The 22,957-nt window shown below is 46.9% G+C and carries 15 protein-coding genes; 4 read left to right on the top strand and 11 right to left on the bottom strand.

Features of this window, described 5'->3' with window-relative positions; genetic code table 11:
* Positions 1 to 3: 3 nt before the first annotated feature.
* Positions 4 to 3,261, bottom strand: a complete 3,258-nt coding sequence (locus CI959_RS07330) for a DUF2723 domain-containing protein (protein WP_095231431.1) — start codon at positions 3,259 to 3,261, stop codon at positions 4 to 6.
* 195 nt (positions 3,262 to 3,456) lie between these two features.
* Here CI959_RS07330 and CI959_RS07335 point away from each other — a divergent pair, with 195 nt between their 5' ends.
* From CI959_RS07335 to CI959_RS07345, 3 genes are all read left to right on the top strand, one after another.
* Complete coding sequence (locus CI959_RS07335) at positions 3,457 to 3,756, top strand: GNAT family N-acetyltransferase (protein WP_036614495.1); 300 nt, start codon at positions 3,457 to 3,459, stop codon at positions 3,754 to 3,756.
* Positions 3,757 to 3,774: 18 nt separating this feature from the next.
* Complete coding sequence (locus tag CI959_RS07340; protein ID WP_057317236.1) at positions 3,775 to 3,999, top strand: (4Fe-4S)-binding protein; 225 nt, start codon at positions 3,775 to 3,777, stop codon at positions 3,997 to 3,999.
* Between the two features lie 132 nt (positions 4,000 to 4,131).
* Positions 4,132 to 6,954, top strand: coding sequence for a pitrilysin family protein (locus CI959_RS07345; protein WP_057317235.1), 2,823 nt, complete (start codon positions 4,132 to 4,134; stop codon positions 6,952 to 6,954).
* Between the two features lie 39 nt (positions 6,955 to 6,993).
* Here CI959_RS07345 and CI959_RS07350 read toward each other — a convergent pair whose 3' ends face one another.
* From CI959_RS07350 to CI959_RS07360, 4 genes are all read right to left on the bottom strand, one after another.
* Complete coding sequence (locus CI959_RS07350) at positions 6,994 to 7,896, bottom strand: YitT family protein (RefSeq protein ID WP_005860273.1); 903 nt, start codon at positions 7,894 to 7,896, stop codon at positions 6,994 to 6,996.
* A gap of 696 nt (positions 7,897 to 8,592) precedes the next feature.
* Positions 8,593 to 8,811: a hypothetical protein gene (locus CI959_RS21775; RefSeq protein ID WP_255223111.1), complete on the bottom strand. Its 219-nt coding sequence runs from the start codon at positions 8,809 to 8,811 to the stop codon at positions 8,593 to 8,595.
* A 12-nt stretch (positions 8,812 to 8,823) separates the two neighbouring features.
* On the bottom strand, positions 8,824 to 9,048 hold the full coding sequence (locus CI959_RS21780; RefSeq protein WP_255223112.1) for a hypothetical protein: 225 nt from the start codon (positions 9,046 to 9,048) through the stop codon (positions 8,824 to 8,826).
* 293 nt (positions 9,049 to 9,341) lie between these two features.
* A complete protein-coding gene (locus CI959_RS07360) occupies positions 9,342 to 10,133 on the bottom strand; it encodes a prolyl oligopeptidase family serine peptidase (RefSeq protein ID WP_005860277.1) in 792 nt (263 codons plus the stop codon).
* A 186-nt stretch (positions 10,134 to 10,319) separates the two neighbouring features.
* On the opposite strand from CI959_RS07360, the gene CI959_RS07365 reads away from it, so the two are divergent.
* A complete protein-coding gene (locus CI959_RS07365) occupies positions 10,320 to 10,595 on the top strand; it encodes a DUF2442 domain-containing protein (RefSeq protein ID WP_005860279.1) in 276 nt (91 codons plus the stop codon).
* 75 nt (positions 10,596 to 10,670) lie between these two features.
* Here the strand turns inward: CI959_RS07365 and CI959_RS07370 are convergent, their stop codons facing one another.
* The 6 genes from CI959_RS07370 to CI959_RS07395 form a co-directional block, all read right to left on the bottom strand.
* Entirely contained in the window at positions 10,671 to 12,464 is a 1,794-nt protein-coding gene (locus tag CI959_RS07370; protein ID WP_005860281.1) for a family 43 glycosylhydrolase, read from the bottom strand.
* Between the two features lie 18 nt (positions 12,465 to 12,482).
* Positions 12,483 to 14,759 carry a beta-glucosidase BglX gene (bglX, locus tag CI959_RS07375; RefSeq protein ID WP_005860283.1) on the bottom strand — a complete coding sequence of 759 codons (2,277 nt, stop codon included), beginning with the start codon at positions 14,757 to 14,759 and terminating at the stop codon, positions 12,483 to 12,485.
* Positions 14,760 to 14,773: 14 nt separating this feature from the next.
* Entirely contained in the window at positions 14,774 to 17,029 is a 2,256-nt protein-coding gene (bglX, locus tag CI959_RS07380; RefSeq protein WP_005863643.1) for a beta-glucosidase BglX, read from the bottom strand.
* Positions 17,030 to 17,041: 12 nt separating this feature from the next.
* The gene (locus tag CI959_RS07385; RefSeq protein ID WP_057317233.1) at positions 17,042 to 18,436 is read right to left on the bottom strand and encodes a glucoamylase family protein; all 1,395 of its coding nucleotides are present in this window, start codon (positions 18,434 to 18,436) and stop codon (positions 17,042 to 17,044) included.
* Positions 18,437 to 18,445: 9 nt separating this feature from the next.
* Positions 18,446 to 20,602, bottom strand: coding sequence for a family 43 glycosylhydrolase (locus tag CI959_RS07390; RefSeq protein WP_057317232.1), 2,157 nt, complete (start codon positions 20,600 to 20,602; stop codon positions 18,446 to 18,448).
* Between the two features lie 140 nt (positions 20,603 to 20,742).
* On the bottom strand, positions 20,743 to 22,908 hold the full coding sequence (locus CI959_RS07395) for a glucoamylase family protein (protein ID WP_036651640.1): 2,166 nt from the start codon (positions 22,906 to 22,908) through the stop codon (positions 20,743 to 20,745).
* Between the last annotated feature and the right edge of the window lie 49 nt (positions 22,909 to 22,957).

Consider the following 22,957-nt stretch of genomic DNA (forward strand, 5'->3'; position numbering starts at 1 on the left):
TTGTTAGTCTTTTGCCACTGATCCGTACGCCATACGGTAATTATCAAATTCCTCTTGATAAGGCTTAGCGAACTCCGGATTGTATTGTTTGCTCACACGCAATACCTCTTGGAGAACCGCCAAGTTATGACCTAAATCACTCTCGACAGATGATAATTGCCCCGGACGCAAACGGAAATACCAGTTTATACTGCGCAACGCATTGTCCGCTATACCTTTATAAACCATCTCCGCCTTCTCCTTCTGGCCCAACTCGTAATACAGCTCACCTAAAGAAAGAGCGCTATAATCCAACGGAACATTCTCGGGAGGCAATACTTCCATCGCCTTATCCAATACGTTCATTGCCTTCTCATTCTTACCTTCCGCAACCAAAGCGGCAGCCAGCTTGCTGAACAATGCGATACGATAGCTCTTGCACATCCGCATTACATTCTCATCCAAGTACACACCCGGCGTATTGACACCACCCCATTTGAACTTATTCATCACGTTGTCATACATCTTCTCCGTATTGATCGAACGAACAGTTCCCTGTGTCTCCATCGGAACGATCTGATAAGCCATACCGGTCTGCTGGAAGTACGGATCCAATTTCACGAACTGATCCGGGCTTACGGTAATCGCGTAATAGATCGGACGGTTCCAGTCATTCGTCTGCAACATATCCAAGATAATCAACTCTTGCTTACCCAAGACATCCTTGCCTTTCAAGTCAATCTTCATCTCTTTCTGCAAATACGGCAAGTTAGCGGTATCGATCACGCCGGCAGCCATAACCGCGACGGAATCTACCCCCATCGTCAATGTCTGCGCAGGAATATAATCTAATTCTTGATTGATACCCGGGATCTTCTTAAACTTCGGATCGTTACTACGAACGAAATCAAGAGCGGTCTTCAGATCAATCGATTTATCCGTCATCGGGAATACATAAGCGGCATCACGAGTACCTTGCACATAATCCTCCGGTTGCCAAGAGATTGGAAGCGGATCGGATTCGTACGCTTGCTTCTTCATTTGGTTGATATACCAGTCGGTTTGCAAATAGCTCGTATTACATACACGTACATCCGTACGGATACCTTCCACCTCCTGTGCGTACCACAACGGGAACGTGTCATTATCACCATTCGTAAATATGACAGCGTTCGGCTCGCAAGATTCCAAATAGTTCGCACCGAAATCACGGCAAACATAACGGTTCGAGCGATCATGGTCGTCCCAGTTCTGCGCACCCATCTGGATAGGAACCAACAAGCAGAGTACCGTAGCGACAGAACCCGCTATCACCGGAGATAACTTGCCATACTTCTGCAATCCTTTCGCCAAGGCCGCCACACCGAAACCGATCCATATACAGAACGCATAGAACGATCCGGCATACGCATAGTCTCGCTCACGAGGCTGATACGGCGTCTGGTTCAAGTAAAGCACGATCGCGATACCCGTCATAAAGAACAAGAAGAACGTGATCCAGAATCCCTGAATACCCTTCTTTCCGGCATAAGCTTGGAATAGAAGCCCCAAGATACCCAACAGAAGCGGTAACATATAATATACGTTATGCCCCTTATTGTTGACGATATCGAACGGCATATCCTCTTGCGGGCCCACTAAAGCCTCATCAATAAACGGAATACCGGTTATCCAGTTACCATTCGAGACCTCACCGTTACCTTGTATATCGTTCTGCCGTCCGGAGAAGTTCCACATGAAATAACGCCAGTACATGAAATTCAGCTGATAAGCGAAGAAATAACGCAAATTCTCGGCAAATGTAGGTTTCATCACCGTCACCATCTCACCGCAACGGTTGAACTTCACCGGTGTACCTTTCACTTGTGCCCACTCCTTATAAGCAGCCACATGACGTCCGTCGCTACTATACATACGGGGGAAAAGCATACTCAACTCATCCACGTATTCGTATTCCGTATCGTAACGAGAGATATAATAATGATCCTTCTCGTTTTTATCTTTCTTAATGACACGGCTCCAAGTCGGCTCACCCTCTTTCGATACAGGTACGCAAGTACCGCCTTGGTTCTCACGCTTCACCTCAGAGACATAGGTCTGGCCGTAGATCAACGGAGTCTTACCGTATTGCTCGCGAGCCAAATAAGTACGCAAGGTAAAGATATCTTGCGGAGCGTTTTGGTTCATAGGCGTATCGGCTGTCGCACGGATCAATGTCAAGGCATAGGATGAATAACCCACTACGATTACCATCAAGCAGACCAAGATCGTATTCAGCATCTTGATATTTACCTTCTTGCTCATGAACAAATAAGCCGTCAAGGCCGCCGTAAGGATCACGGCGATCACGTAACCGCTACCGATAAACGGAATACCCAACAATACGATCGAGAGGATAAAGGATATCTTCATCCGCACCGGATGGATCTCGTCTTGCATCGTCTCCCAGATCGCCCAGATCAAGGAAGCCGCCAAGATAATCACGAACGCATATACACCCGAGTTATACGGCATACCGAACGTATTGACAAACAACAGCTCGAAATAACCGCAAACCTCAACCAAGCCTTGTACGACACCATACATCATCAAGCCCACGATAGCGAACGACACCAATAAAGCGATCAGCGTACCCTTCATCGTAGGATTCGGGAATTTCTTATAATAATATACCAGCACGATAGCCGGGATACACAATAAGTTCAGCAAATGGACACCGATACTCAGACCCATCAAATAAGCGATCAGCACGATCCAACGATCGGCATGCGGACGATCGGCGGCTTCTTCCCATTTCAAGATCAACCAGAATACCAAGGCGGTAAACAAGGAAGAATAAGCATATACCTCGCCCTCCACGGCGCTAAACCAGAATGTATCGCTAAACGTATAAGCCAAAGAACCTACCAAACCGCAACCCATGATCGTAATCATTTGTCCCAGAGACATCGTTTTATCGTCTTCCACGATAATCTTACGAGCCAAATGAGTAATACTCCAGAAAAGGAATAAGATCGTCAGGCCGCTAAAGAGGGCGGACATCGTATTGACCATCACCGCCACCTTGGAAGGGTCCGAGGCGAACTGCGTAAATAAATTGGCTGTTAACATGAAGAAAGGAGCTCCGGGCGGATGGCCTACTTCCAATTTGTATGCCGAAGAGATAAACTCACCACAATCCCAGAAACTGGCGGTGGGTTCCATTGTCATCAGATAAACGGTAGAAGCGATCAAAAAAACGACCCACCCCAACACGTTGTTGATTAGTTTGTACTTTCCCATACTTTGTATAAGTGTGATAATTAATTGTTTCTACTTGCATACCCACACGGGCAGTCGGCCGCAAAGGTAATCATTTACGTTTAATACCTAACGTTCCATTCCCCTATAAATTATATAGAATAGATTAGAATTATATTAAACAAACCTTATCACTCAAGTGTTAATAGAATAGTTGAGTATTAAAATTATAGGGAGATGAAAGAAAATTATGAACTAATTGATAATGAAGAACGCCACCAATATGAATTTCATATAGAGCGATACGTTCCCAGAATAGAGTATATAAAAAATAAGGATGGGGTAATTTATCTCACCCACACTGAGGTTCCCATGGAGCTTGGAGGTAAAGGAATTGGTAGCCAATTGGTGGAGAAAGTGCTCTTGGATATCGAAAAGAAAGACTTACGTCTCGTTCCGTTATGTCCGTTCGTAGCTGGATATATCCAGAAGCATCCGGATTGGAAACGCATCGTAATGAGAGGTATACATGTTTAATATTTATAACAAAATTATATGGGAAAGAAGATCGAATATACGAATGGTGAACTCACCATTATCTGGCAACCGGAGTTATGTCAACATGCCGGTATCTGTGTAAAGACTCTTCCCGATGTCTATAAGCCGAAGGAGAGGCCCTGGATACAGATAGAGAACGCAACAACCGCGGAATTAATTGCCCAAATCAAGCAATGTCCGTCTGGCGCGTTGACATACCGAATGAATAAAGAGGTGAAATGAGGCACCCCCCGCTTGTTTCATCTTGATAGAAAGGAGTATTCCGCATCGGATACTCCTTTTTTCGCCATAAGGGCCTCTTTCTATGATTTTTTGCTAGTTTTGTGATCTAGATTCACTATCAATGAAACAAATATGATAAAAAGACATTCTATCTTAACGGCAATCCTGCTTTGTTTCGTCGCTTTCACACAAGTGATGGCACAAGAGATGCAGGAACCCGAACCACTTCCGATCGACCCAAAGGTTCGATACGGGAAATTGAGTAACGGATTGACCTACTACATCCGTCACAACGATCAGCCCAAAGACCGGGCAGACTTTTACATCGCCCAAAACGTAGGCTCCATCTTAGAGGAAGAGAATCAACGAGGTTTGGCTCACTTCTTGGAACATATGGCTTTCGACGGCAGTAGGAACTTCCCGAATAACGGGATGGACGAATATATCGAGAGTGTAGGTATGCGCAGCGGGGAAAACTTCAACGCCTATACCTCCTTTGATGAGACCGTCTACATGATTACCAACGCCCCTGTCAACAAAAGCGGCGTGGTTGATTCTTGCTTATTGATCCTTCACGATTGGTCCGGGTTCCTAGCCTTGACCGACTCGGCTATCCAGAAAGAACGTGGGGTCATCCGTGAGGAATGGCGTACCCGACAGGATGCCCAGACTCGTCTATGGGAGCAGCAACTACCCAAGATGTACCCGGGAAGCCGTTACGCGAACCGGATGCCGATCGGTTCGATCGACGTGATCGAGAACTTCAAGCCGGACGAGTTGCGGGCTTACTACAAAAAATGGTATCGTCCGGACTTGCAAGCGATTATCGTCGTGGGAGACGTAAATGTAGATCAAGTGGAGGCAACGATCAAAAAGATGTTCGCCGATGTCCCTGCCCCGGTCAACCCGGCAAAACGGGAACAAGTATCGGTTCCCGACAATGATCTACCTCTGATCTCGATCGCCAAAGACAAGGAGGCATCCAATACGATCCTTTATATCTTCTATAAACACGATAAATTGCCCAACGACTTGAATCGTACGATTGCCGGATTGGTAAAGGACTATATCCAGCAAATATGCGCATCGATCATGGACGAACGTTTCGATGACATCTTGCATCAAGCGAATCCTCCGTTTATCTATGCGGAAGCCTACGACGATGATAATTTCATGATCGCAAAGAGCAAGGGAGCATGGACCGTAGCCGCTCTTGCCAAGGAAGGCGAGATCGATTCCACACTGACCACGCTTGTCAAAGAGACTCAACGGGTAAAACAATATGGCTTTACGCCATCCGAGTATGAACGGGCACGCATCAACGTGTTGAAACAATACGAGTCCGCTTACAACGAGCGGAATAACCAAAAGAACGACGCTTATGTCCGTGAATACGTGAACCATTTCACCAACGGCGGTTATATCCCGGGCATTGAGATGGAATACACGCTATTGAACCAGATCGCCCAGAATATCCCGGTAGAGCAAGTCAACCAATATATCCAAGATATGATCGGAGAGGATAATATCGTGATCGGGTTAACCGGACCGGATAAAGAAGGTATAAAATATCCGACCGAGGAGAACCTGCTCCGTACATTCCTCAAAGCACGACAGATGCCGGTAGAGCCTTATAAGGAAACTGTCTCCAACGAGCCTTTAGTCCCGACCTTGCCGACCCCGGGCCAGATCACGGAGACAAAGACCGGCCAGCCCTTCGGAGCGACAGTATTTACCTTAAGCAATGGTATCAAGGTGGTATTAAAGCCTACCGAATTCAAGAAGGACGAGATCATCATGACCGCTACCAGCCCGGGAGGAAGTACCTTATTTGGCACGAAGGATATTGATAACTTAAAAGTTTTCAATGACGTGATCGAGATAGGTGGATTGGGCAATTTCTCCGCCACGGATCTAAGTAAGCGTCTGGCCGGAAAGAAGGTATCTTGCGCCCTATCGCTCAGTCAAGATAGTGAGAACGTGAACGGAATGGCCGCTCCTTCCGATTTGCGAACCTTATTCGAGTTAATTTACCTTAGCTTCACGGCTCCCCGCATGGACGAGGAGGCCTACGCATCTTTCGAGACACGGACAAAAGCGCAATTGCAGAATATGGAGTTAAATCCGATGGTCGCTTTCAGCGACTCTTTGTCTAAAGCGGTTTACGGAGATAATCCTCGTGCGTCACGTCTTCGTCCACAAGATTTCGAACATATCAGTTATCCTCGTATCATGGAGATGCGCAAGGAACGCTTCTCGGATGCTTCCGGTTTCGTATTCACGTTTGTAGGTAATATCCAGATTGATAGTATCCGTCCGTATATAGAGCAGTATTTAGCGACATTGCCATCCCAAGGAAAAATTGAGAAGGGAAATCCGGCGGAGGTTCCATCGATGCGTAAGGGAGACTATATGAATCGATTCAACCGCTCCATGGAAATCCCGAAAGTAACGGTAGCCAACCTCTATACCGGACAGATGGAGTACAATCTGGAGAATATCATCACCGCTACCGCATTGAAACAAGTTATGGACTTGGTATATTACGAGAAGGTACGCGAGAAAGAAGGAGGAACGTATGGCGTCGGTGTATCCGCTAGAATCTCACCTTTCCCGGAAGGAAGAACGACATTACAGATATTCTTCGATACGGACCCGGCCAAGTGGGAGCAGATGAACACGATTGTCCGCAATGAGTTGAAACGGCTTTCCGAGGTAGGCCCTCGTCAAGAAGATTTCAAGAAAACACAGGATAACCTGCTGAAACGTCATGCGGAAGTCTTGCAGGAGAACAGCTATTGGTTGAACGTATTGGATGATTATTATTACAAAGGATTTGATACTGATACGGATTATGAGTCGATTGTTAAGGCGCTGACTCCCGAGAAGATAAAGGCATTCGCCCAAAAGCTTTTGGGACAGGGTAACCGGGTAGAAGTTATCATGCAACCCTAGTTACTATTTTGAGAGGATGAGACGGGGCGTGCCCCGTCTCTACTTTGATTTCTTTAGTTTAAAATGATCGAATCCTTCCCCATAAACCCCGATTACGGCGCTTTGGGATACAAAGGCGGTCGGATCAATATCATTAATGATACGGAAAATCGTAGTGGATTGCCGTTTTTTAGCGAGCACGAACATCATCTTCTGTTCTTGCCCCGTATATAACCCGGTAGCATCGATCACCGTAACCCCTCGGTGCAACGCATTAATCTCCTTACCAATCTCTTGATACTTCTTCGAGATGATAAAGAATTGCACGGACTGGCGGGCACTGTTCACGATCTGATCCAGCACGAAACTACAAACATATAACGTTACGAAACCATATACCACTTTCTCCCAATCCTTTAGCACGAAATAACTGGAGGTGATAATAATCATATCGCAGATCATCATGACCCGTCCCAGCGTTATATCCCGGTATTTATTGATGATAGCGGCAATAATATCCGTTCCACCCGTACTACCGTTCGAGGAGAAAGCGATACCGATACCACTTCCGCAGAAGGAGGCTCCCAGCACACATGCCATAAATGGTTGATCTTGTAATAAATGCATCCCGGCTGTCAGCTCCTGGATAAGGGACAAGAAAAAAGTAAGCGTAAACACGGCGAAGATCGTCTTGATACTGAACTTAAAACCTAATATTTTCAAGGCAAGCATCAGCAAGACGGCATTAATGAGGAAGTAAGTGTACTGAACGGGAAATCCCGTAGCCCAGAAAACAATGGAAGCGATACCCGGCACTCCACCTGTCGTAATGTCATTCGGCAAAAGGAAAACGGTCCATCCGATACCGTAAAGGATCATCCCAAGAGCGATCATTAAATAGTCCCGTGTCTCCCGAAGCAGGACTTGTCTGGATAAGGAAGAAATTGATAAAGTAGATTTCATCTCATTTGTTTATTTTTAGCGGGCGCAAAGGTAATGAAAGTTATTGATAGGAAATGCTTCACCTTATATTTAGCCGGAAATATAATGGTTCACTTTCCCCTATTTACAGAGACGTAAGCAAAAGCCAAGGAATGTTAACTATTTATTAGTAATAACCCCTTTTATATAACATCACCTTTATTTAGAAAAGCTCTATAAACGAGAACATGAAGGAGAAAGCAGGCATTTATACGCCTTTTCCACGCAAAAAGAACCGTTTTTTGATAAGAATACCCTCGTTAGATTACACATATAGTCCCGTTCACCCACGCCTGTACAGGCGTAAACCCACACATATAGTCACGATAGGCTACACATATGGTCATAATGGGCGACATGACTACCTTATAATGGGCATTGTTGCCCCCTAACGACTGGGCCATAAGGCATAAGATATGAGATAGGATGAATTAATTTCGCTAGAATAAAAGCCCGTTTTTCAACAAGTCACTAGCGGATAGACGATTGCTGTTTTTTTCTTTCGTTTTTAGGAGCGAGACGTACTTTGGCCCGAAATAATCGATTCTCAAGGACTTTAGTTTACAAATTGTCACATTGATATTCTAACCGGAACACGCATAAGCCCTTTCACCCAATTGTAGAGACGGGGCGTGCCCCGTCTCTACAACCAAGTATGTATGAGCTGCAAATATAGACTTACAATCTCACATTCTCCATTTCCTCACACTTCTCTTCCCGCAAGCGTTGAATATCCTTGATCTGGCGATCGAAAAACGTGAGCAAGTCATTGATGAGCCGTCCGTTCTGGGATAAAAGCAAAACCCCATCCATCAATTGCGTTGACAGGTAGCGAACTTTCATATTACTTACATGCTGATCGGGACGCTGCAGATAAACGGCCATACATCTGTACAAAATTGGTGCTATTTATATCCACGGCAGTTTTAGACCTACCAACAGATTTTTAACGCTTTGCAACTGATGGTTCAGATAATCAAGGTCATCCGCATCTCTCTCAAAACAGAAAGCTTCTTTCAAGCGTCGTGCCTCTTCCTTAAAAAATACATCACTCAACATTTCCATGTTCGAAACCGGAGCGTCTTGCTCTGAACCGACAGGTTCAGTTACGGAATAGATCTTTTCCTCTTCCATAATATATTAGTTGTAAGCAGGCAGAAAAAAGAACGGTCCCGCCTGACCCGTTGATCAACACTTTACCAGAAAGCTGGAGGCACATTAATGCACTCCACGGGGGTACGGAACCGTCATATCGGATCGGTTACAGGCAAAAAAATGCCTGCAACCGAATAGAAGCAGGTATTCTACTCTGCTTTCTGGTTTTAAAATGTTGATCACAGCAAATATACTTCTTTTTCCGGATATACAACCTATAAAGGATAAATAATGTCTAGTAAGTAAAAAATCCGGAGATGATACCTCTGTTTTTACAAGCTATGCTGGAACATCCAAGCCAGATAATCCGGTTCGGCGAAAGCGTTATCCCAACTGTTATGGTCTACACCGGGAAATTCCTTATAACGGACATCAGCTCCTGCTTTCTTCAATGCTTCATTAGCGTCACGGGAGAATTGTACATCGACTACGCTATCGGAGCCGCCATGATAAATACTGAAAGCCGTCTTGCCCTTAAAGTTTGCCAAACGTTGCAAATTTGCTCCACCACAGATCGGGGTGGCAGCGGCAAACAGGTTCGGGTAACGCATCACGATATCGAACGTGCCCATACCTCCCATTGATAGGCCGGTTACGTAAATGCGTTTCGTATCGACCTTACCTTCCGCTATATAACTATCCAATAATTCCTTGACGGCGGCCATCGATTGTGTGGCCGGAGCATTCAACGGATAGAAACGCTTTCCTTCTTTTCCGGCGTTCAATCCCTTATATTCAGACCAAGTCTTCTCGGCCGGGCATTGAGGCGCTATAATGATAGCCGGATATTTGGTTTGATTCTCGAAAGAAGCGAACATATCGCCACCATGTATTAATTGGGCCTCATTATCCGACCCTCGTTCGCCCGCTCCGTGCAGGAACAGGATTACCGGGTATTTCTGCGCCGGATTATAATCTCGGGGATACAGAACCCGATAATTCAATTGATAACCATCACGAGCCGTAAACTGCTTTTTCAAAAAACTAGCCTTATCACCAGCATATCCAGCAACGGAGAGAAGAAGGCAAAGAGACAGAAAAAAAATACTTCTAAGTGTTTTCATAATCATATATTCAAATGTAAATACTATCTACTTAGATCGATAACTTCCGCAAATATAATTAAATAGTCTGTTAAGGCGTTGTATAATATCAAGATTAAAATTACTTTTGCAATAATAAGGATATAGGATATGAGTCCAAAGGCTATACTAATAAATGGATTTGATTAATTCAAACAATAATTGAACATGAGCGAGTTATCAAAGACAAATGGAACAACCACTTCGGCAAATAATAGAGCTGAGGTAACACATATTTCCCGCAATGGCTTAATATTGTGGGTAAAGGATCGGGAATATTATTTACCTTACGACAAATTCCCATGGTTCAAACGTGCTGCCGTAGATGACGTGTTTAATGTCCAACTATTAGGACGTGAGCGGATTCGTTGGGATGCTTTAGATGTAGATTTGAGCTTGTCTATCATAGCAAATCCAGATAAATACCCGTTAGTAAGTAAATAATCGAATATTGTATGTATTTTGTAGAGACAGATTGTCCTATCTCTACAAAATACATTTGAAAATGATACCGGAAGATTATTGGGCTTCCTGTATTTTTGTCGCTTCTGATACACCGTTCTCGTTGAATGCCTCGATGGTGAAATAATAAGGCTGGTCGGTGGACAGACTCTTTAAAAGTAATTCATTCTTTCCGTATAGGAGCCATGAGTTGTATAGTTTATCGGGAGCGATGCCCCAACGGATGTTGTAGCCTTGGCTGTTTTTGACAGCGTCCCAAGTGATCATAGCGTCACGGCGATCCGCTTGGCGAACGACCTTGAAGTTCTTCACCGTCGCAGGTTTCTTGCCCTCACCGATACCGAACACACGCAAGTCCGAGATCGCCAGATGAGGCGTCGGGACCTCTATATTCTTATAACGGACATAACGGACACGAGCCGGATTATCCACTTGTACGTAGTCATTCGGGACATCCTTATAATTATTCCGGCGATCCACCAACGTTACCCAATCCTGCCCGTCCAAAGAGCCTTCCACCGCATAACGGTGGCGTAAACCGGGAATACGTCCATACATATTCGATTGATGATCGTGATAATTCACTTGCACGGCATATACCATAGCGGGAGCCTCCAGATCGATCTCTACCCATTCGGTATCTCCATTCGTGCGAGCCATCCAGAATGTCTTACATTCCTCATCCGTCAAGTTGGCCGGAAGGAAATTGGCGGAAGTCTTGGGACGGTTCGATTCCGTGAATCCTTGCGCGGCGGGAGCGGAACCCTCCGCATACGAGGAAGCTTTCACCGGCTTTTTATAAGAAAGCAACATCCACCCCGTAAACTCTCCTTTCTTTCCCGGCTCGGCGGGAGCGTAATGCGGATAATCACCGAAGTTATTATCACAATACATAATGCCCTCCTTATCGAAGAAAGTAGGATACATGCAGAGGCGACGCTCCCAATTCACCGTAGCCGAGAGAGACATAGAGGCGAAATGCCAATAATTACCTCCCGGCCCCACCAAGGTACTTCCGTGTCCGGCACCATTCATGAAACCACCGGGCTTATAGCTTACCGGGTTATGCGATTGGTATTTATACGGACCTAATGGGGAGTCCGCCACATAAACACCATCGGCATATACGTTGAATTCCGTACCGGGGGCGGCATACTGCATATAATATTTACCGTCGTGCTTGGTCAGCCAAGCACCTTCCATATAGCCCCCCAATACCGTATCGGTATGGTTCTCGCCAAAACGTTCCCAGCCATGCTTCGGCATATCCAAGCCGAAAAGCTCGACCGTCTCACCCTCGATCAAGAAACGGTCATCCTTATTCAGTTTCTTGCCCCGAAGCGGATAAACATTGGAAGAGCCCCAGAATAAATAAGCTTGCCCGTCATCATCGATGAATAAATCCGGGTCTTGTAGGTCGTGGAGTATAGCAGGAGTAGCGTTCCAATTACCCGATTTCGGATCATCGGTATAAAGAACGCTCATGGAGCCGGACGGATCACCCATCACATAAAGCACGGAATCCTTATAATTATGAGCGGCGGGAGCGTTGGAACCCTGAGGATACCAGTTTTTACCGGGAGTGATAAAATCCCAGTTCAACAAATCTTTCGAATGCCAGTAGCCATGCGAACGGGTTACGAACATATAATACTCGCCCCGGAATTCTACGACAGCGGGGTCCGCACCCGAACGGTAAGACAGGTTGTTCGATGAGTTATAAATCATATACGTATAATCCACATTAAGCGGATTACAATACGTATTCGCCCGCATGGATTGAGCGGTGGCGGAACCTCCGGAAGCAGCCAAGAATAGAGCGGAAAAGATATATTTTGATAATAGTTTCATGTTGATATGTATTAATTTTTACCGCAGAGAGAAAGAAGACTGATTCGTCTCGTCGGCAGAATTCAAGCCTACCCAAACCGTGAAATCACCCGGCTCGGCTTTCTTCTGCATATCGATACCATAGAAAGCCAGCAAAGCTTCGTCAATCGTGAAAGAGACTTGCTTCTTCTCGCCCGCTTTCAAAGCCACCTTCTCGAAACCTTTTAGCTCTTTAACCGGACGGGTCACGCTACCCGCCAAGTCGCGGATATACATCTGGACGACCGTCTCGCCATCCACCTTACCCGTATTCTCTACCTCAGCCGTTACCGTGATCTTGCCCCCTTTCGTGAAAGAGTTCTGATCCAGCTTCATAGAGTTCACGGCGAAAGTCGTATAGCTCAAGCCATAACCGAACGGGTACAACGGTGTGTTAGGCACATCCATATATCTGGATTTATAATCCGTATCCGGAGCTTCCGGAGGAACCGGGCGGCCTGTCGGTTTCTGGTTGTAATACAGAGGCAATTGACCTACCGTACGAGGGAAAGACATCGTCAGGCGAGCGGACGGATTATAATCGCCACTGATCACATCGGCCATACCATGACCTGCCATCGTACCCAGATACCAAGCCTCCAAGATACCGTCGACATGCTGATCCTCCCAAGAAAGATCCAAAGGACGTCCGTTCACCAAGATCAAACCTAGAGGTTTACCCGTCTTTTTCAATTCTTTCAACAAGGCTTGTTGAGCGCCCGGCAATTTCAAGTCCGTACGGCAAGCGGCCTCACCACTCCAGTTGAAATCCTCGCCCATAGCCGCCAATACGATATCCGCACGGCGAGCCGTAGCGATCGCCTCAGCGAATTTAGATGAATCATCAGTCAAGAGATCACATCCCTCGGCATAAATGAACTTCACGTTCGTACCGGCATATTTCTCGGTCAGACCCTCGAACAAAGAGATACTCTCCTCACGCTCACCCCGGCCGGCCCACTCGCCATTCTGGTTGATCTTATCTTTTACCATCGGGCCGATCAAGGCTACCGTAATATGCTTATCCTTCGAGATCGGGAAGAAGTTATTATCATTCTTCAAAAGGACGATCGAGCGAGCGGAAGTCTCACGAGCCTCTTGCAAGAACTCCGGCTTCATGATCGTATTCTTCTCACGCTCATTGTCCAAGTAACGATATGGATCATCGAACAAGCCCAAGAGGAACTTCATCTCCAAGATGCTCGCCACGGCACGGTTGATATTCTCTTCCGAGACTTTACCCTCTTTCACGGATTGTACAAGATATTGGTTGTAGATGCCACCCGTCATATCCATATCGATACCGGCGTTCGCAGCCAGTTCCCCAGCCTCCTTGTCATTTCGCACGATACTATGGGCTACCATCTCATTGATACCGGTATAATCGGTAACCACGAAACCATTGAAGCCCCAGTCCTTACGTAACAAATCGGTCATCAACCATTTATTACCCGTGCTGGGCACTCCGTTGATCTCATTGAAGGAGGCCATGAACGTAGCGACTCCCGCTTCCTTAGCCGCTAAATAAGGCGGCATATAATAATTCATCAATGTATTTTGCGACAACTCGGACGTATTATAATCACGTCCGGCCTCAGCGGCCCCATAAGCGGCAAAGTGCTTGCAACAAGCCAAGACCGTATTCACGTCGGCCAACGAACGCCAATCGTTTCCTCCTTGGAAACCCTCGACACGGGCCTTCGCGATCAAGCTTCCCAAATACGGATCCTCACCGGCACCTTCCATTACACGTCCCCAACGGGCATCCCGGGAGATATCCACCATCGGGGCGAACGTCCAAGCGATACCGGAAGCGCTCGCCTCATCCGCCGCGATCGCCGCGCTTTTACGCATCCGCTCCAAATCCCAAGAGCAGGATTCCGCCAACGGCATCGGGAAAATCGTACGATAGCCGTGCACGACATCATAACCAAACAATACGGGTATCTTCAAACGGCTCTCGGACAGAGCCATCTCTTGCATTTTACGTACGCCATCTACCGTATATACATTAAACAAGCTTCCTACAAGACCTTGTTTCAGCAAAGTCTCATAATCCCCCGTCATAACCGGGCCGGTCACATCCCAGTTACAGGAGTATTGGGCCATCTGCCCCACCTTTTCCTCCAAGGTCATTAAAGAGAGCACAGAATCTACACGGCGTTCAATATTTTTGTCGCCGCTGAAGCTTTTCCAGCCACTTACAGCGGGTTGCTGGCATCCACCTAAGGTAGCGGCAACGGCCGCACCAGCGATAAAAGTCGTTAACCTTTTCATTATTCGTATCTGTATTATTTGTTCCAAGTTACCTGCGCCGATTTCACGTCCCGGGAGTTCGTACCTACGTAAATATTGAATAAGCCCGGTTCCCAGATGTATTCCAATGCGCTGTTATAAAATTTCAAGTCTTCCGGCGTAATCGTAAAAGAGACTTTTCGGCTCTCACCCGGTTTCAAGGAGATCTTCTGGAAGTTCTTCAACTCTTTCATCGGACGGGAGATGCTGGCAGCCGGATCGCCGATATATAACTGTACGACTTCCTCGCCCTCTAGCTTGCCCGTATTCGTCACCTGTACGCTGGCGGTCAATACACCGTTCTCTCCTTGCACACTCGTCTTATCCAGCTGAAGATCACCGTAAGAGAAAGTCGTATAACTCAAGCCATAGCCAAACGGATACAAAGGATCGTTCGTGATATCCAGATATTTAGAAGTGAAATGATCATCCGGATTCATTGGGCGGCCTGTTTTCTTAGCATTGTAATACAAAGGAATCTGGCCTACGCTACGAGGGAATGTAGTCGTCAATTTACCGGAAGGATTCACGTCGCCGAACAATACGTCCACCAATCCGCGAGCCGCGGCGGAACCTCCATGCCAAGCCTCAACGATCGCGGAGAATTGGCTATCCTCCCACTCCAAGGTCAACGGACGGCCGTTCGCCAAGACCAACACCACCGGTTTACCGGTCTCCAACAAAGCTCTCAACAGCTCTTTCTGGCTCTCCGGCAAACTAATATCCGCACGGCTGCAAGCCTCTCCGGACCAGTTATTCGGCTCACCCATTACGGCGATGATACGATCCGCATCTTTCACTTGCTCAACCGCTTCCTTCACCAAACGGGTATTCTCCACCGGATCAACCTTCAAGCCACTGGCTTTCGCCAACATCGGCTCGTTCGTCAAATTACATCCCTTGGCGAAGATCACACGGGCCTTATTGCCAACCATTTCCTTCACAGCCTGCACTACGGAAGCCGACTTCGCCGTATCGATACCACACCATGTCCCGAACAACTCAACCTTCTTATCCGCCAACGGGCCTACCACGGCGATCGTCCCTGTCTTTCGCAAAGGCAACAAACCCTTGTCATTCTTCAACAGGACAATGGATTTACCGGCGATATGGCGAGCCGTATTCATATGCTCATCCGTGAATGTATTCTTTTTCGCACGATCTGCGTCCAAGTAGCGATAAGGGTCCTCGAACAAGCCCAATTTATATTTTGCCTCCAATACACGGCGGCAAGCCTGATCGATATCCGCTTGAGACACACGGCCCTCTTCCAGCGACTTCTTCAAGGTCGTGATATAGCCGTTCGTCATCATATCCATATCCAAGCCGGCATGCAAAGCCAAGGCCGATACGGTCTGCGTATCACCCAGACCATGATTGGTCATCTCGCCGATCGAATTATAATCGGAAACGACAAACCCATTGAATCCCCATTGATCACGAAGCAAATCGGTCAACAACCAACGGTTACCCGTAGCCGGAATCGCCTCCACCAAATTAAAGGAAGACATAACCGTGGCACAACCAGCCTCTACAGCCGCTTTATAAGGCGGGAAATACTCATTAAACATCTTGATACGGCTCATATCCACCGTATTATAATCACGACCGGCCTCGGAAGCGCCATACAAGGCAAAGTGCTTCAAGCAAGACAAGATCGTGTTCTCTTTTGTCAAGTCATCTCCTTGATAACCTCTCACCATGGCGGCGGCGATCTTTCCACCCCACCAAGGGTCCTCTCCACTACCCTCGGCGATACGTCCCCAACGAGCGTCACGGGCGATATCCACCATCGGGGAATACGTCCATGTCACACCGTTTGAGCTGGCCTCGATAGCGGCGATACGGGCACTTTGCTCGATCAACGTCGTATCCCAGCTACAAGACAAAGCCAATGGGATCGGGAAGATCGTATGATATCCATGAATCACATCCAGTCCGAACAAAAGCGGAATTCCTAAGCGAGATTCCTTAACCGCTATCTCCTGCAATTTACGGAACGTCTCCAGCTCCGAGCCTCCCGTAGCACCCAGCCAGCCCCGACGAATCGTCTCGTCCGCTCCTTCCGAACCACTCAAGATGCCGGGAACACCCCCACCGGACAAGTTCAGCTGTCCGATCTTCTCATCCAAAGTCATTTTACCCATCAACTGATCGATAAACGTATCCATCGCTCTCGTATCTTGAACGGGCTTTTGTCCGTATGCCGCAAGTGCCAAACAAGCGGCGAATGATAATATAATCTTTCTCATGTTATTTAAATATTAAGATTCTCTCGCATTATGGATCGTGAAACCCAATTTCTTCAAACCGTCCTGGATTTCCGGACAGCTCATAAACAAACGCCACAGAAGGCCCGTACGGTAATTCTCGATCATCGGGGTGATCGTACATTGGTCTATCGCCAGATAACGACGCGGATACCAATTCTCGCCTTCACTGAAAGCGTCGTAAAAACCATACTTACCCCAGATGCTATCTCCCAGATTGAAATAGAAATGCTTCAATGCCTTCGAGGATTCCTCCGGTGTATACGGATAACTGCTCAAGGCGGCTGTCGGCGTAATTACCCCATGATCGTTGGAGGGCATATGCGCGTTATAGCCTTTCACGGAATAGCTGGCGGTCAATCCCCAGCAAGCGTCGCTATATCCTTTGAAGCCCTTCGGATTCTCCGCGCAATAACGGTAATCGATCAATACGTGATTCCGGTTCAAGTCCCAGTAGTTAGCGTATCGATCCGACAAGCCTACCGGACATAGGCCGATATAAGAATAATGCGCCCAAAACAACGGGCCGCCGTACTCCTCGGCATAATTATGTTTCAAGATCAAAGGTAAATCGTAAGCGACCGCATCGCTCTTGATCCCTCCTTTACGAGCCCATCCGTTATGATAAGCGGAAGCCGGGATCGGATACGTAGGCGAAGACGCCGCCAAAATATAAGTAATCAGACATTCATTGTAACCTTCCAAAGGGAAATTCATCTCCCACGCATAATTCGGGCTCCAATGCCAATACAATACATCCTGCCCGTTCAAATACCAAGTCCATTCCATCTCACGCCATAGCTGGTCAATCTTCGCGGCCAACGCTTTCTCGCTCTCATTACCATCCTTGAAATATTGGCGTACGCATAAGAGACCTTGCATTAAGAAAGCGCTCTCTACCAAATCGCCTCCGTTATCCTTCTGGCCGAAAGGCTTTACCTTACCCGTAGGTCCATGCATCCAGTGAGGCCAGACCCCGTGGAAACGATCGGCCTTCGCCAAGTAATCAGCGATTTGATGAAAACGGGCCACACCTTCCTCACGGGTGATAAAGCCACGCTCAATACCTACCAACAGCCCGGCGATGCCAAAACCACTACCTCCGGTGGTCACGATATCAGCGTCGTTCTCAGGATACACGCCATCCGTATGGATACGCTCACAGGCCAGTCCGGAGGTAGGCTCCGCACCTTCCCACATATAATTAAAATGAGCCTTTTGTATATAGGTCAAGAATTCATCATCCGACTGAAAATCCAACTTACGCTCACTGGCCGTAGACTCTGCGGATGTGTCACTTTTCTTGGCCTCATGACAAGCGGTCAACGAAAAGCCAAGCAACAGGGTAACAACGCCTGTACGGAAATAGGTATTCATAGATATATACATTTAAAATAGTTATCGTCTCAATACTTTACTCATCGGTGAACGACCGCTCTCTCCCAATGCCTCGATCGAGAAATAATAGTCCGTATCCTTATCCAAGCCCCTAAAATCGTACATCGTATCTCCCAGTACCGTGATACTGTTGTACAATTTATCCGGCGCTATACCATAATAGATATTGTAAGCGTACGCCTCTTTTACCGGCTCCCAAGTGATCATCGCATTCCGCTTATCCGCTTTTGAGCGTTCCACCTTTAAGTTCTTAACGGCGGCGGGAGCTTCTCCCAAACCATTTCCAAAAATACGAAATCCGGACATAGCGAAGTTGCCCGAAGGCACATGTTCGTTCACTATTTTCAAATAACGGGTTTTCAAAGGCTCACGCAACTCGATATAGTCGTGCGGAACGTCCTTGTCGTTATCGCTCTTATCGACTACCAATTCCCAATTTTGTCCATCTATAGAATGATAAATACGATATTGATGATACAAGTCCATCGCCTTATTATGCTGTACGGCTCTATGCTCGTAATAGTTCAACTGGATCGCACGTACCTCTTTCAATCCCTCTAAAGAGATCTGGAGCCATTCACCCGGCTCTCCCGAGCGGGCGGACCAGAAAGTACGCATGCTCTCATCCGTTACATTCTCTGGTACTAACGTACTATCCATGGAAGAGGCCATCACCGGTTTTCCATACGATAGCAACATCCAGCCGGAAAACGTATTCGCGATATCATCTACCTTCCCTTTCGGCGTAAGCAAAGGATAGTCCCCGAAAGCGGTGTTCGAATACATCACGCCATCCTTATCGAATGCCGTAGGGTACAAACCAATACGACGCTCAAACTTATATTTCAAAGAAAGCATGCAAGTAGCCACATGCCAGTAATTACCATACGCATCCTCGAAAGTACCACCATGGCCGGCACCTTGTACGAAACCTCCCGGCTTATAGCTCATCGGGTTATGTTTCTGGTAGGTGAACGGGCCCATCGGTTTGTCGGATACATAAACTCCATCCGCATAGACCTTGAACTCCGTTCCCGGCGCACCGTATTGGAAATAATATTTACCGTTATGCTTGGTCACGAAAGCTCCTTCCGTAAAAGGCGCTAAAGTCGTACTATCGTCATTGTTCATCCCGAAACGTTCCCATCCGTGTTCTTCCGGGCGCAGCATCATGATCTCTTGGATCTTGCTGATCGGGTGGAAATCACGGCGATCCAATTCCACTCCCTTCAAAGCGAACTCATTACTTGAACCATAGTACATATACAAACGTCCGTCATCATCCAGCAAAAATGCCGGGTCCCAGCTAGGAAGAGCCGTTTTCTCCACATACCGCTTGAACTTTCCGCTTTTCGGGTTCGTACTATACCAAATAGGCAATCCCACATAGGTAGAACCGGTATAGAACAAGGTATCTCCACTTACGAAAGCGGCCGGAGCGCACAAGTCGTCATCTTCCGGATAACGTTGGAAACCGGCGAATACAAACTCCCAATTACTCAAGTCCTTGGAATAATAGAATCCGGCTTGGTTCGTGGCGAAAAGGAAATATTCCCCTTTATACATGACCATCATCGGATCGGCCGTAGAGCGGAAAGAGCCATTCTTCACCAAATCCGGCAGATTCGCCCGGAAGCAGTAGCTCAAATTCATCGGGTTGCAATAGGTAGAGGGATGATCGGCCGTAGCGTCGAACCAGCGGGTGGCTTGCTGAGGAGCTTTTACCCGTACATCACGAGGATCGGCCTCCATCCGGATATCTATTTTCGTATCGTTATCGCCAAACGTGCGATAAGCGTACTTCATCCCCGGATAATACACGAATAACTCATGATCGTAGCGGCTTGCTTGTATCTTATAATAGCCTGTCGCATCGGTGGTATAATGAACCGGGCTAGCCGTGAACATCACTGTAGCGCCTTCCAAGGGCTTGCCGTCCGGTCCGGTAATCGTACCTTCCAGAAAATGCTCTGGGGATACGGTAATATAGTAATCGCTTACCTGCCCTTTGATCACGATCACGGAATCTCCCCGCTCGTTTACTTGAGCGTTTACGGTAGAGACCGCGAAGAAAGAGGCAAGGAGTGATACGAGCATACACTTATTGTAGGCTTTTAAGGAAGCGCTAGAAACTCCTACGTCTTTCCGGAAAAACATGTACGTGTTTTCCGAAAAAGACGTACATGTTTCCGAGAAAACACGTACATGTTTTTTCCAAGAAGCGATAGCCCTATTTATTCTATTACATGCCAGCATATTATGTTCAAGATAAGTTATTGTTGTTTTTTGTCGCATTATTATTTTATGGATTGAATCTTTTGGATACCTTTCTGGACATCCGGATGGCTCATGAAAAGGTTCCACAACAGATTCGTACGGTAATTCTCGATCATAACCGTTACAGGCGCTTGATTCAATCCCATAAATAAGGGAGATACCCAATTTACAGTCAAGTTGAAAGCATCCCGGAAACCGTACTCACCCCATAAGAAGCTGCCGTGGTTACGATAATAATTCCGCAAGGCTTTCATGGAAGCGTCCGGCGTATAAGGGAAAGAAGCCAGAGCGCCCGTAGGTGCCATCGTTCCGTTATCCCTGTGCGGCATCGGCTCCTGAGCTTGATAGTTCCAAGCGAAATCGCTGGCGGTCAATCCCCAACAATCTTCTCCATAACCAACATACCCCCCTTGATTCTCGATACAATACCGTTGATTGATCTTTGCCATTTTCTGGTTGTTCTCGAAATAATTCGTGTACTTATCCGTGAACTTATGTGGGTCCAGCCCGAGATAGGAGTAATGGATAAAGAAAAGAGGACCTCCATTAGAGACACCTACTTTCAAGTTCTCCCCATAATAAGTATTGCCATTCGTATACATCTTACCATCTTCTACACGCCCCCAATCGGCACGGTATTCTTGCGCATACTCCTCTTGGCTGGCCCAGCCGCTATAATACATCTCCGGAGAGATTCCGTATTTCGGCCCCATGATAGCCAACATATAGGTAATCATGGTCTCATTCCAGCCGATCAATTTATGATTGATCACCCACGCCTGATCTGGAGACCAGTGCCAATATAGATATGGGCTGTCCTTAAATTGCTTATACCAGCTCCATTCCACGTTTTTCCATAGATTATCGATGCTCTTACGGATTTGTTTCTCCTTGTCATTCTCTTGGTTGAAATATTGACGAGCCGTTAACAGCCCTTGGAATAAGAAAGAGGTCTCCACCAAATCACCTCCATTATCTTTCGGGCCGAAGAAAGCGACTGTCTTCCCGGTTGTCCCATCGATAAAGTGAGAGACCGCCCCATGGAATTTATCCGCTTTCTCCAAGAAAGAAGTGATTTTCAAGAAACGCTGTACGCCCTCTTCCCGGGTGATAAATCCCCGTTCGATACCCGCCACGATCGCCATGATACCGAAGCCGGAAGCCCCGGTAGCGATCATATCATTCCGTCCGGGAATATTCTCACGGGCAAGACCGCTGTTCGGCTCCGCTCCCTCCCAATAATAACGGAAGTTCGCTTCCTGTACCATATCCAGCAATTGCTCGTCCGTCATTGGATAGGTAGTGGCCGAGACTGTCTGGGAATCATTGGATTCATTCAGCGCATAATCCACGGCCGTCACCTTATAATAAGCCTTTTTACCAACCTCTCCCAAGAAATCAGTATAACGATTCATCCAAGGGCGGCGGACAGCGACCGGCTGGTAAGTGATCCCGTCGAAAGAACGGTAAATGCGATAGTATTTTATATCCTCCTTCGATTGAGGAATCCATTTGATATCGATATGACGCTCATACGCCTTGGCTTCCTGCAAGACCGGAGCGTTTAAGGCACTTACCGACGGGAGGGAAGCCGGCAAAAGCTCTATATCGTCCAGATAAATCGTATATTCGTTTCCATCGGCCGTACCGGGACGAAGGGCTACGGCCGCTAATTTCTTGATGTTCGTATCGTTCACGGCGTTTAATCCGAAATCCTTCAAAGGAATAGATACGGAATGCCATACGCCGGGACGTGTATCTTTCAGATAATTTCTCAGGTTTAGGTATTGGGTATACGTGCTGTCCGCATAACGAATAGCGATATTGGGAAGAGCGGCAGCATTCATGCTCTCTCTCAACCGCACTTGCATAGAGAGCGTAGAGGGCTCACGAAAGAAGTCATTGCCACGGACCGGGCAATATTGTATCTCGCTATACCAATCTCCACCGGGAGCGGATACATAGGTAAGCTCCAAGGAATTGCCGGGCGTAAAAGCGACAGAGCCGGCAACCGGAAGATGATGTCTCGCATTTTTAATCCAAGAGGGTGAGGTATATTTCGCTTGAGAATAAAAGTAATCCCCTTTCATCAAGCTATTCTCGAAGAAAACATAGTCGTAAGGTTTCTCCACCGCTTGCAAGCTGGCGGACAATAAGAGAGTAGTTAGTAATGCGATGTGTTTCATGATGCTGATATTTATATAAATAAACGATATGATTTGAGATAAAATAGGC

Origin of the sequence: Parabacteroides sp. AT13, from assembly GCF_002272965.1 — a bacterium.
Classification (GTDB): domain Bacteria; phylum Bacteroidota; class Bacteroidia; order Bacteroidales; family Tannerellaceae; genus Parabacteroides; species Parabacteroides distasonis.